A 12,332-nucleotide genomic window follows, 5' to 3' on the forward strand; every position below is an offset into this window, starting at 1 on the left:
CCCCCGCGCGACTCCCCCGACACCAGTCCCGCCAGGGACATCCCACGCCCCCCTGACTTTTTCGGGCAAAAGTCAGGAGAGCCCGGCGGCCGGGTGCTTCGGGGACGGAATGCGGGGTCGGGGGGCGCAGGCTCAGCTGCGGAGCTCGGTGACGCAGGCGCGGACGGAGTCCTCCCAGGCAGGCAGCGGGGCGAGCCCGGCCGCGGTCCAGCTGGCGGGGCTGAGCACCGACCAGGCCGGGCGGGGGGCCGGGCGCCGGAACTCCGCCGACGTCGTGGGCTGCACCCGGGCGGGGTCCGCGCCGGCCGCCTCGAAGACCAGCCGGGCCAGCCCGAACCAGGTGGTCGCGCCGGTGTTGGTGGCGTGCAGCGTGCCCCGCGCCGGGCTGAGCGCCGCAGCGACCAGGCCGGCGGCGAGGTCCCGGGACCAGGTGGGCGTGCCGTGCTGGTCGTCCACGACGCTGACGGTTTCCCGCTCGCCCTCCAGCCGCAGCATGGTGCGCACGAAGTTGCTGCCGTGCGTGGCGTACACCCACGCCGTGCGCACGACGACGGCGTCACCACCGGCGGCGAGCACCGCCTGCTCACCGGCCAGCTTGGTGCGCCCGTAGGCGCTGCGCGGCGCCGTCGGGTCGCCTGGCTCGTAGGGGTGCGAGGCGTCGCCGGAGAAGACGTAGTCGGTGGAGACGTGCACCAGCCGGCCGGCGCCGGCGAGCTCCTCGGCCAGCCAGCCCGGGGCGTGCCCGTTGACCCGCAGCGCGGTCGCCTCGTCGGTCTCGGCGTCGTCGACGGCGGTGTAGGCGGCGGCGTTGAGCACGACCGGGCGCTGGTCGCGCCGCGCGGCGTCGGCCAGCCAGCCGCGCACGTACCCGCGGACGGCGTCGGAGTCGGTCAGGTCGGCGTCGGCGCGGCGCAGGCCGGTGACGTGGTCGCCCGGACGGTCGGCCAGCGCCCGCAGCAGGTCCCCGCCGAGCTGACCACCGGCGCCGGTGACCAGCCAGGAGGTGCCGCCGCCGGTCGTCGGGTCGCTGTCCACGGCGCACACCGTAGCGACGTCCGCGCCCGGGTGAGCGAGCGCACGGTGCCCTGCCGTCCGGCCGCCCGCCCCCTCGGTCCCGCCGCTGCCCTAGGGTCCTCGACCATGCGCGGGATCATCCTGGCCGGGGGCACCGGCTCACGCCTGTTCCCCATCACCCAGGCCGTCAGCAAGCAGCTGATGCCGGTCTACGACAAGCCGATGATCTACTACCCGCTGTCCACGCTGATGATGGCCGGCGCCCGCGAGGTGCTGGTGATCACGACCCCGGGCGACCGGGCGGCGTTCGAGCACCTGCTCGGCGACGGCTCCCGGCTGGGCATGAGCATCACCTACGCGGTGCAGCCGGCGCCCGAGGGGCTGGCGCAGGCGTTCCTGATCGGCGCGGAGTTCATCGGCGACCAGGCCGTGGCGCTGGTGCTCGGTGACAACATCTTCTACGGCGCCGGTCTCGGCACGGCCCTGTCCCGGCTGCCCGACCCGGACGGCGGGCACGTGTTCGCCTACCACGTGGCCAACCCGCGGGAGTACGGCGTCGTGGAGTTCGACGACGCCGGGCGGGTGCTGTCCATCGAGGAGAAGCCGACCGAGCCGAAGAGCTCCTACGCGGTGCCCGGGCTGTACTTCTACGACGCCGGCGTGGTCGAGGTGGCCCGCGGCATCAGGCCCAGCGCGCGCGGCGAGCTGGAGATCACTGCGGTCAACGAGCACTACCTGGGCCAGGGCCGGCTGACGGTCACGGTGCTCGACCGGGGCACCGCCTGGCTGGACACCGGCACCTTCGCCTCGCTGCGCCAGGCCACCGAGTTCGTCTCCGTCGTCGAGGAGCGGCAGGGCCTGAAGATCGGCTGCATCGAGGAGGTCGCCTGGCGGCAGGGCTGGCTCGACGACGACGGCCTGCGCCGCGCCGCCGAGCCGCTGGGCAAGAGCGGCTACGGCGACTACCTGCTCACCCTGCTCACCGAGCCCGGCCCCCGCTGACCCGCTGACCCGCCACAACTGACACGAACACCCCGCCGAGATGGCCATCTCGGCGGGGTGTTCGTGTCGGCCCCGGGGACGCCGGAGGGTGGTCGGTCCTCCCTGCCGCCGCGCCCCCGCAGCGACAGGGAGGGGCTCAGGCGGCGTTGAGCAGGTCGGCCAGCGTGTGCGTCCGGCGGTCGCCGGCCTCGTCTGTCGCGGTGGGGGTGGCGTCGAAGGCGTCGAAGTCGGGCCACAGGTCGGCGCCGAGCAGGTCGGCCTCGTCCAGCCCGGTCAGGGAGTCGGCGACGGCGGGCTCCTCGTCCTCGGCCGGCTCGGCGGGGGCACCGGACGTGCGGCGTGCCGCGGCGAGCAGCCCGCCGGCCACGGCCAGCGCGACCAGCCCCACGAGGACGACGGTCAGGCCGCCCACCTCGGAGCCGCCGACCAGCCGGCCGACCTCGCCGATGGTGCTGGTGGCACTGGCGACGACGAAGCCGACGGACCCGAACCGGCCGCTGTCGGTGCCCTCCAGGACGACGTGGTGGTCACCGACCTCGAAGCCCTCGGGCAGCTGCACCGTGAAGGACACCTCGCCGCGGTCGTCGGCGATGACGGTGCCCAGGTCGACGGGCGTGGAGTGCAGCGTGCCGCGGACGCGCTCGCCGGGGGTGAACCCGGACCCGATCACGGTCTGGACGCCACCGGCCTCCACCTCCTGGTGGGTGGCTGACACCTCCACGCGGCTGGACGACGCGGTGCGCACGCTGGTCTCGGTGGACGACGACCCGCCGGTGGCGGAGCCGGCGGACTGCTGACCGGCCGGCCGCTGACCGGCGGCCGGTGCGGGCGCCGGGGCCGCGGCGGGAGGAGCCGGAGCAGTCGCGCCCGGAGCGTTCGCGCCAGGGGCGGTTGCACCAGGAGTGGCGGCGGCCGGGGTGCCCGCGACGGGCGCGGGGACGGTGCTGTCGGCCGGAGCCGGGACGGTGCCGCCGGTCTGCGGGTCGGTGCCGGCGCTGCCGGTGGCGGGCGCGGCCGGGTCGGCGTAGGTCAGCGTGATGGTGGCCGCCTCGGTGACCAGGGAGCTGCTGCCCCCGGCCGGCACCAGCGAGGTGCCGCCCGCGCCGCCGAAGCCGGCGAGCCCGGCCGCGCCGCCGTAGACGCCGCCACCGCCGCCGCCCCCGGACGACGACCCGCCGGCGCCGTAGCGGGCCGCGGAGGTGACGACGTCGAACTCCTCCGGGCCGAGCGGCTCGGCCGCCGGGGCGCTCGGGGCGCTGGTCGTCGGCGCCGCGGACGGCGAGGACTCGGCGCTGGGTGCGGCGGTCGTCGTCGCCGCGGTGGTGGACTCCGCGGCGGTGGTGGCCGCGGCAGCGGGCGCGTCGGCCTCGGTCGACGTCGCCTCGGCGGCGGCCGTCGTCTCCGCGGAATCGGTGGGCCCGGTGGCCTCGGTGGACTCGGCGTCGCTGGGCCCGGCGGCGTCGCTGGGCCCGGCGACGTCGGTGGGCCCGGCGGCGTCGGTGGCCTGAGCGGCGTCGGTTGCCCCGGTGGCGTCGGCAGGACCGGCGGCGTCCTCGGACCCGGTGGCGGGCGTGGGCTCGTCGGACTGGGTGGCGTCCGTGCCGGCTGCGTCCGTGGACGCGTCCGCCGGCTCGGCCGGCGCGGTGGGCTGCGCGGGGGTCACGTCGTCGTCCATGGCCGGGCTCGACGGGGCGGCGGGCGCGCTGGTCGGGGAGGCGGGGGTGCCGGCGTCCGGGCCGGAGGTGGCGGGCGGCGTCACGGGGGCGGGCACGGGCACCGGTGCACGGTAGGTCCACGCGGTCGCGTCGGCGGCTCCGCCGGGTGTGCTGGAGGCGCCACCGCCACCGGCGGCGACGAGCACCCGGGAGCTCAGCGAGCCAGGGGTGCCCGCGGGCACGGTGCGCACGTCGGAGGCACCACCGCCACCGCCGGCCGACGCCGAGTCGGCATCCCGCGCGGCACCGCCGGGGGCGCCTCCGCCTGCGCCGCCGGCACCACCGGCGGCGGGCACGCCCCGGGTGCTGGCCACGCCGTTGCCGCCGTCGCCGCCCACGGTGAGGTACAGCTGCTGACCGGCCTGCACCGGCAGGGTGGCGTGCACGACGACGCCGCTGCCCCCGGCCAGGCCCGTCGCGCCGTCACCACCGGCGCCGCCGACCGCGGTGAGGGCCAGCGAGGTGACGCCGTCCGGCACCACGAAGGTCTGCTCGGTGCCCGAGGCGACCCAGCTGCAGGTGACCGTCTCGCCCCCGTCGGTGGAGCGCACGCACGTCTCGCTCGCCGCGGCCGGTGCCAGGGAGCCGAGGACCAGACCGGTGCTCAGCAGACCGGTCACACCGACCAGTGCGAGTGCCGATGGGATGGGTGCGCGCTTCACGGTGTCTCCTCGGTGCTGGACCGCCGCGCGGTGGGCGGGGGTCCGCCACCGAGCAGCCGCCATGGGCTCGATGCCGTGACGCTATGAAGTCATGCGCATCAGCCGCGTCGTGACGCGCTCTGCGTGAGGTGTCGGGGACCCGTGTGGTCAATGAGTCCACGGAGGCGTCCCGGCGCCCCCGGACCGGTCCGTCACCGCCGTCCCCGGAGGGCGTACCTGGTGGGCCACCTCGGGTCCACGCGGGCGACCCACCGGCGCCGCCTCGCGCTCGGTGTCCTCTCGCGGCCGCTGCCCTGGCTCCGGCGCCGCGGCGTCAGCGGGAGGAGCTCGGCCACACGTCGTCGAGAGCAGCGCCCGGCTCGTCGTCGGTGAGCTCGGTCGGGAGACCCGTCCGCTCCACCGCCGTCCACCTCCACCGCCGTCGCTCCAGCGACGCGCCGCGGACCCCGCCGGACCGCGACGGTCAGCCCGACGCCGAGTGCCAGCACGACGCTGGCGAGCATTCCGGTGGTCAATGTGGCGATCGCGGACCCGTCCACCATCGGGCCGGTGGCGGCGACCAGCCTGACGGCACTGACCACGAGGAAGTCGGCCGACCCGAGTGCGCCGGTGGCAGCCCCTTCCAGCACCACCTCGTGGTCCCCGGTCCTGATCCGCTCGTGCAACTCGACCGAGAAGACGACACGACCCTGCCCGTCGGCGACCTTCTCCCCGAGGTGGATGCGCGCTGAGGGCAGCGTGCCGTCGACGGGCTCACCCGCCCGGAAGCCGGATCCGACGACGACCTGGAGACTGCCGGCCTCGACCCGCGCGTGCTCGACCTCGACCTCGGCGCGCGGGACGGCGGCGCTCCGGGGCGGGGAGGCGGGGGCGGGCTCACCAGCGGCCGAGCGGGAGTCCTGCTGCGCCTCGTCGGCGACCCCCTCAGCCGCTGACGGCTCCGTGCCCGCAGGCGGAGCAGACGTCGGGCTGACGGTCGGTTCGGACGGAGCCGCCCCGACGGACGATCCGGTCGTCACCTCGGTCGCGGGCTCAGGACTCGGGACACGGGAGCTCTCCGGTGCAGGGACCACCTCCGGTGCGGCGACCACCTCCGGTGCAGGAACGACCTCGGGCGCGGGTACGACCTCCGGTGCAGGAGTGACCTCAGGCGCGGGGATGGTCTCCGGCCGCGCCACGGCCTCCGGCGTGGGCAGCGCCACGGCCTCCGGCGTCGGCAGCGCCACGACCTCCGGCGCTGGCGCGACGACCGGAGCGGGGATCGCCTCGGGGACCGGGGAGGGCTCGGGGGCGGGGACCACGTCGTCGTCCGGGACCGGACCGAGCACCGGAGCAGCGGCGACCTCAGGGGCCGGGAGCACGTCCGGAGCGGGCGCCATCGCGACGTCCGGCCCCGGCGCGAGCTCGGGACCGGGAGCTGGTGCCTCCGGCGACGCAGGGGCGGGGACGATCTCCGGCGCTCCCCTGGGCGTGACCTCCGGCGTGTGCACGGCGGTCTCCGGTGGCGGCACCGGACCGAGCGGTGTCGCAGTCGGCGGAGCGACGTGGGACGTGTCGCTTGCTGCCGGAGCGGGACTGGCCGGCCGGCTCGAGGCGTCCGTGGTCACCGGCCGCGAGTAGGTGAGCGTGACCCTGGCGGGCCCGGCGTCCTCGATGGTGCTCCCGCCCGACGGCACGAGGGACGAGCCACCACCGCCACCGGCCCCGGGCAGACCGCCAGAGCCACCCAGGGCTCCTCCCCCACCTCCTCCGGCCCCGGCTGCACCGGGTGTGGCCAGGCTGCGCCCACCGACCGCCTCGGACCGTGCGGGCGCCTCGGCGCCGGGCGCAGCGGTGGTCGTGGACTGCTCGATGCCCGCGGTCACCGCCCCGGTCTCGTCGACGACCGAGTCGGTGGTGTCCGGGACGGGGATCGACCGACCAGGCCCACCGCCACCAGGCAGGTCGACCGGGGGCGTGCTGGTCACCGACCCGACCCCGGCATCCCCTTCGGCGACGCCGGTCGGCACCGGACCGTCACCAGCTGCGCCGCCCGGCGTGGCAGCGGCCCCGCCGCCGCCAGCGGCCACGAGGACCTGCCATTCGAGGGCTCCCGGTGCGCCGACGGTCACCTGTCGGACATCGGACGCGCCTCCGCCACCGGCTCCTGCCGCGGATGTGGCGTCGGCGGCATGACCGCCGGCAGCGCCACCGTTGACGCCGCCCGCACCGCCGGCCGCAGCGACTCCCCCTGCACCGGACGACCCCGCACCACCCGGGCCGCCGACGAGCACGACGAGCATCTGACCTGGCTCGACCGGCAGCTGTGCCCACACGGCCGCGCCGCGGCCCCCGGGCGCACCGTCGGCACCGTCCCCGCCCGCCGCGCCGACCGCGGTGACGTCGAGGACGGTGACGCCGTCGGGCACGAGGAAGGTGTGTTCGACAGCGGGGTCCGACCACGTGCACGTCAGCGTGCCGACGGTGTCCGCCACCGGCGCACAGGCTTCGTCGGCGAGCGCCGGTGTCACCGAGCCGAGGACGACCCCTGCGCTCATCAGACCGGTCACGCCGACGAGGCAGACGGTCGACAGGAACGAGTTGCGCGTCACGGGTTCTCCTGGGTGCTGGACCGGCGCTCCGGACGGGGTGGGCCCCGTACCGCCGAGCAGCTGCCATGGCCGATCGATGCCGTGACGCTAAGGAGTCGAGCAGGCACCACCGACCGGGACACGCATGTTCGCGTGCCGGAGGTGGTGACTGAGACCAGTGAGCCGACTGTGGTGTCCCGCCCTGCGCGAACCAGTTCGTCACCGCACGTGACACGTCGAGCCCGGAGTCACGGGCCCGTGGACGAGACAGGGCGCGACGGCCGTGGCCCGGGTGTCCGCGCCTCAGGTGGTGCTCAGGAGCAGGCCGCTGGTCAGGCCGGCTTGCGGAGGGCCAGGAGGACGTTGTTGCGCCGCGGCGGGACGCGGCACTCCACGACGAGCTCGAAGTCGGGGGCCGCCTGAGCCGCCAGGCTCCGCAGCTCGTCGTACGGCATGAAGCGCACGGTGGTGTCACCGGAGATGTAGCGGTCGGATCCGTAGGCCAGCAGGTGAGCGAGTCCGCGCCCCATCTCCCAGTCCTTGAAGGCGAGCAGACCACCGGGACGTACCAGGGCCGCGGCGTCGGCCAGCAGCGCGACGCGCTGGTCGTCGGCCACGTGGTGCACCACGTCGACGACCAGGACGACGTCGAACTGGCCGGCGTCGGTGGCGACGAGGTCGGCACTGGGCTGGCAGTGGAACTGCACCCGCGACCGGTCGCCCTCGAAGAGACGACCCGGCGTCGGTGCGAGATCGATGCCGGTGTAGGTGACCCGGGGCATCTTGGCCAGCATCGCCATCGCCATCGAACCGTCGCCGCAGCCGATCTCCGCGATCCGCGAGGCGTTCGGAGCCAGGGTGGCGACCGTGGTCGCGAGATCGGCCAGGTCGATGAACCGCGCACGGTAGGCCTCCGAGACCGCCGGCTCGTACTTGCCCAGTCGTGACCGGACCGCGTATCCCAGCCCCATGTGCTCCCCCTCGAACGTGGACGGCGGACGCGGACGCGTCAGCCGCGGGTGCTCGGCCCCGGGGATCGTCCACGGGGCCCGTGCTTCGTCACACACAGCCTCGCACGCGTGACTGCGTGCTCGACCACCGCGTCACACGGCTCAGAGCGCGCGGTGGTCCGTCGGCGCCATCCGGGGTCCGCGCTTGGGCGGGCGGGTGCCACCCACCTCCAGCAGTCGCACCACGCGCTGCCGGTGGCCGCGGAACGGCTCGAGCAGCTCCATCATCTGGTCGTCGTCGCACTTGCGGCCGGCCAGCGACCAGCCGACGAGGTTCTTCAGGTGGTAGTCGCCGTAGCTGACGGTGTCCGGGCAGCCCAGCGCCCGCTGCACCACCTCGGCCGCGGTCCACACGCCGATGCCGGGCACCGTGCGCATCCGGCGCTGCAGCGTGGGCGAGTCGCAGCCGTCCACGGCCTCCAGCCGGTCGGCCACGGTCGCCGCGGCCCGCAGGGCGCGGCGGCGGGCGCCGTCCAGACCGCAGCGGTGCCACTCCCAGTCGGTCACCGCGAGCACCCGCGCCGCGGACGGCGGCACCCGCATGCCGTCCGGCGCCGGCCCGGGCGCGGGCTCCCCGGCCAGCCGCAGCAGCTCGCGCCAGGTGCGGTGCGCCTCGATGCCGGTGACCTTCTGCTCGAGGACGGCGGGCAGCAGCGCGTCCCAGACCCGGCCGGTGCGACCCAGCCGCAGCCAGGTGCTGCGCCGGTGCAGGTCGGCGACCAGCGGGTGGCCGTCGGCGGGGAAGCCGTCGACGCGGTCCTCCGAGCCCAGCCAGCACGGCACCAGCGGCCCGGCCCACCCGGCGCCGGGCCCCCAGGCCGCGACCCGCACCTGCCCGGCGGCGACGGTGATGCGCACGGTGGCCGGGCCGCAGGGGGTCGTGGTGGTGCGCCAGACGCCGTCCTCGGCGTAGCGCAGCGTCGGGTCGGCAGTGCCGCGGCGGTGCGGGGACAGGGCGCGGCGCACGTCCAGCGGCCAGTCCGGGCGCCACGCGTCCTCGAAGTCGGGGATCAGCTGGGCGGGCACGGTCATCGGTGCTCCGCCGTCCGCACAGCACCCGCTCCGTCCACTCCCCGAGATTAGCCAGGCCCGCCGCCCGACCCCGCACTCCCTGTACAGAAAGTGCGGAGTTCCCGCGGGCTGTCCGTGCAGAGAACGCGGTGCTGCTCGGGCGGCTGGACATGCGTCTGGTCGTCGGCGGCCATACGCTCGCCCGGCCGGACGGCGCACGCGCGGGACCCCCGCCGCTGCGAGCGACACCCCCGACGAAGCGGGCGCACCGTCCACCCCGCAGTCGACCCAGAGGTGCACCCCGTGGCCACCGACGTCACCGCCCGACCGGTCAGCGCCCCGACCGCCACCCCGACCCGGCAGGCGCGTGGGCCGGTGCTGCTGATGGCCCTGGTCGGCGGCCTCGTCGGTGCCGCGGGCATCGCCGTCGCGCACCGCGCGCTGATCGACGACGCGTACATCACCCTCGCGTACGCCCGGCAGCTCGCCGAGCACCTGCACTGGGGGCTCATCCCCACCGAGGAGTCCAACGCCGCGACGTCGCCGCTGAACGTGGCGCTGCTCGCTGCCGCCACCCGGCTGGTCGCGCTGGTGACCGGCGAGATCCGGCCGGTCGTCGGCCTGGGTGTGCTCACCGTGGTGCTCAGCGCCCTGCTGACCGGCTGGGCGGCGTCGCTGTCGCGCCGGCTGGGTGCGTCGGCCGGGTGGGCGCTGGTCGTGCTGGCCGTCGTGCTCGCCAACCCGTTCGTGAACTCCTCGCTCGGCATGGAGGTGCTGCTCACCGCGACGCTGCTGGTGGGGCTCACCCGCGCCGCGGTGCACGGGCGGGTGGCCGGCTTCGGTGTGCTGGCCGGCCTGCTGGTGCTCACGAGGGTCGACCTGGGCGTGATCGTCGCCGTCGTGTTCCTGCTGTCCCCGCAGGTGCGCCGCTGGGGCGCGGTCGCGGTGGCGGCGGTGGTGGCGCTGCCGTGGTTCGTGTTCAGCTGGTGGCACTTCGGCTCGGCGATCCCCGACTCGTTCGTGATCAAGACGCTGCAGGGCTCCTTCGGCGAGGCCACGTTCGCCAACGGGCTGTGGGAGCAGTGGGCGCCGCAGAGCTCGTTCGCGGTGTGGCTGGCGGTGGCCCCGGCGCTGCTCGGCGTGCTGCTCGTGCTGGGGATGCTGGTGGCCGGTGCGTGCCGGCGGCTGCCTCGGGAGCGCTGGCCGCTGGTCGGGCTGGGGCTGGGCGGCGTGGCGTACTTCGCGGCGTACTCGGCGCTCGGCGTCCCGCCGTACCAGTGGTACTACGTGCCCTCGACGGTGAGCCTCGGTGTCGCCGGGGTGCTCGCCCTGGCCGCGCCGACCGCGCGCTGGCGCCCGGCCGGTGCGCGGCCCGCACCGATCACCCGACTGATCCCCGCGCTGCTGACCGTGGCGATGGTCGCCCTCGGTGTGAGCGTGCTGCCCGGGTCGTGGGTCGACTGGGAGCGGCCGACCTTCTTCGGCAACTGGGCGCTGCCGCAGCAGTACGTGGCGATCGGCGCGGACGTCGGCCGGATCGTCGGCGACGCCACCGTCGAGGCGCCGCCGGAGATCGGCACGCTGGCCTACGCCTGCGAGTGCTCGATGGTCGACGAGTTCTCCGACCGCGGCCGCACCCTGGAGCTGGTGCAGGCGCGCATCGACGAGGCGGGCACCGTCGGCCAGGCGCTGCTGCTGGCCAACTTCACCCGGCTCGACCGTGACCAGGCGCCGCGCCCGGCCGAGTACCGGCTGGTCTACAGCTACGACGCGGCGCCGCCCGGGGTGCCGAGCTGGCCGGTCTCCTCCCCCGCCACCGGCGACGCGGTGCTCTACCTGGAGCCGCTGCCCACCGCCCGATGAGCCCCGCGGCACCGGTACGGCCAGGCAGCACGACCAGAGGCGCCTGGTCGTCTTCGCACCCGGGCGAGCCGGGACCCGATGCCGCAACGCCATCCGAGCCGGAGCGGAGCTGTCGCATGCGTCAGCGACGCATGCGCGGGCTGTCCCCGGTGGTGGACTCGGCGGCACGGGCCGGGTCGTCGGTGGTCTGCCCGCCGGCGTCGACCAGACTGGGCAGCTCCGCGACGAAGACCTCGTTCTCGGCGCCGCCGAGGAGGAGTTGCGCGTCGGCGACGCCGGTGCCGGTCACCCGTTCCGCCGTACGGCGAGGCCGTCGCCGTAGACCGTCGTCTCACCCAGCTCGGAGGTGTCGTAGGTGACCGCCAGCTGCGCGACGAACGCCGTGTCGGTCGGCTCGCCGTACGCGAAGTCGTAGTTCGTGGTCATCCGCTCGCCGCGATCCGCGGTCGCACGGGTTCTCGACCTCGTCGGAGAAGTAGTGGTGGTTGCCCCGCCGGACGGCGAACTGGTCGGCGTGGTCGCCTGAGGGACCGGCGTATCGCAGCACGTCGGTCTCGCGCTGGGGGGTGCGACTGTCGTCCCCGTAGGTGAGCCGGTTCCCCCAGTCCCCGACCAGGATCGTGTCGCGCGCGTCGCCGAAGGTGACCTCCAGATCGGCGACGCCCGTCTCGGTGTCGTTCCTGATGAAGAAGCGGTTGCCGCGCCGCACGGCGAGCGTGTCGGTGGTCAGGGCGTACTCGTCGGACTCGGCACTCGTGTCGCCGTCCCCGTTGCCGACCAGGACGGTGTCTCCGGCGTCGCCGTAGGAGAAGTCGTGGTCCGCGACGCCGGTGTCGATGTCGTTCTCGACGAAGTAGCGGTTGCCGCGGCGCACGGTCAGGGCGTCGGTCCCGTCGCCGTCCCAGTCGCCGACGAGCACGGTGTCGCCGGCGTCCCCGAAGGAGAACGACCGTCCGCCCTGCCCACGGACGATGAAGGTGTTGCCCCGGCGCACCATCGCGTCGTCGAACCCGTCGCCGCCGAAGACGCCCCCGTCGTCGACGAAGCACCGAAATACACCTGGTCGCCCGCGCCCCCGACGGGGTTGCCCTGCGCGGCCACGGGCGACGCCCCACCCATGAGCACGGCGAACGCGACTCCACCAGCGCAGGTGGCGGTCAGTCGGACGCGTGTGCTCATGGGGCTCCTGTCGTCTCGGCCGTCCCACGGTGGGAGGCCCGAGGCCGTGAACACCATGCCGCGCCGCCGACACGTCGCAGCGAGTGAGCAGGTGGGAGGCCATCTGCGGACCTCGAGCCGGGCTCGATCGGCGTGTCGGTCACCGGCAACGGCACATCGTGACGAGCGGCGGCGACACCGCCCGTCGAGCCCCGTCCAGGAAGCGCCGGTTCCCATCGGCAGCCATCGGCGGACGTCGGACGAACATCTCGAACCGAGATGACGCACCAGTCCCAATCACCCCAGGAACCTCACGCTCCGCATACC

At 75.3% G+C, this 12,332-nt stretch carries 9 protein-coding genes; 2 read left to right on the forward strand and 7 right to left on the reverse strand.

Annotation, left to right across the window (positions count from 1 at the left end):
• Positions 1-132 precede the first annotated feature (132 nt).
• Positions 133-1,035: a dTDP-4-dehydrorhamnose reductase gene (gene rfbD / locus G1H19_RS00930; RefSeq protein WP_162393412.1), complete on the reverse strand. Its 903-nt coding sequence runs from the start codon at positions 1,033-1,035 to the stop codon at positions 133-135.
• A gap of 105 nt (positions 1,036-1,140) precedes the next feature.
• On the opposite strand from rfbD, the gene rfbA reads away from it, so the two are divergent.
• Entirely contained in the window at positions 1,141-2,016 is an 876-nt protein-coding gene (rfbA, locus tag G1H19_RS00935) for a glucose-1-phosphate thymidylyltransferase RfbA (protein ID WP_152731282.1), read from the forward strand.
• A gap of 136 nt (positions 2,017-2,152) precedes the next feature.
• On the opposite strand, the gene G1H19_RS22825 is transcribed toward rfbA, so the two are convergent.
• From G1H19_RS22825 to G1H19_RS00955, 4 genes are all read right to left on the reverse strand, one after another.
• Positions 2,153-4,393, reverse strand: a complete 2,241-nt coding sequence (locus tag G1H19_RS22825) for a glycine-rich protein (RefSeq protein WP_162393411.1) — start codon at positions 4,391-4,393, stop codon at positions 2,153-2,155.
• Positions 4,394-4,584: 191 nt separating this feature from the next.
• Positions 4,585-6,930, reverse strand: a complete 2,346-nt coding sequence (locus G1H19_RS24810; protein WP_407647187.1) for a glycine-rich protein — start codon at positions 6,928-6,930, stop codon at positions 4,585-4,587.
• A 365-nt stretch (positions 6,931-7,295) separates the two neighbouring features.
• A complete protein-coding gene (locus G1H19_RS00950; RefSeq protein WP_152731280.1) occupies positions 7,296-7,934 on the reverse strand; it encodes a methyltransferase in 639 nt (212 codons plus the stop codon).
• Positions 7,935-8,075: 141 nt separating this feature from the next.
• The gene (locus tag G1H19_RS00955; protein ID WP_152731279.1) at positions 8,076-9,005 is read right to left on the reverse strand and encodes a DNA-3-methyladenine glycosylase family protein; all 930 of its coding nucleotides are present in this window, start codon (positions 9,003-9,005) and stop codon (positions 8,076-8,078) included.
• A gap of 282 nt (positions 9,006-9,287) precedes the next feature.
• Here G1H19_RS00955 and G1H19_RS00960 point away from each other — a divergent pair, with 282 nt between their 5' ends.
• Positions 9,288-10,847, forward strand: coding sequence for a hypothetical protein (locus tag G1H19_RS00960; protein ID WP_152731278.1), 1,560 nt, complete (start codon positions 9,288-9,290; stop codon positions 10,845-10,847).
• 121 nt (positions 10,848-10,968) lie between these two features.
• Here the strand turns inward: G1H19_RS00960 and G1H19_RS00965 are convergent, their stop codons facing one another.
• Both G1H19_RS00965 and G1H19_RS00970 read right to left on the reverse strand, forming a co-directional pair.
• Entirely contained in the window at positions 10,969-11,136 is a 168-nt protein-coding gene (locus tag G1H19_RS00965; protein ID WP_162393410.1) for a hypothetical protein, read from the reverse strand.
• 42 nt (positions 11,137-11,178) lie between these two features.
• A complete protein-coding gene (locus G1H19_RS00970; RefSeq protein WP_152731277.1) occupies positions 11,179-11,844 on the reverse strand; it encodes a hypothetical protein in 666 nt (221 codons plus the stop codon).
• Positions 11,845-12,332 lie beyond the last annotated feature (488 nt).

Origin of the sequence: Goekera deserti (genome assembly GCF_010685995.1) — a bacterium.
GTDB lineage: Bacteria > Actinomycetota > Actinomycetes > Mycobacteriales > Geodermatophilaceae > Goekera > Goekera deserti.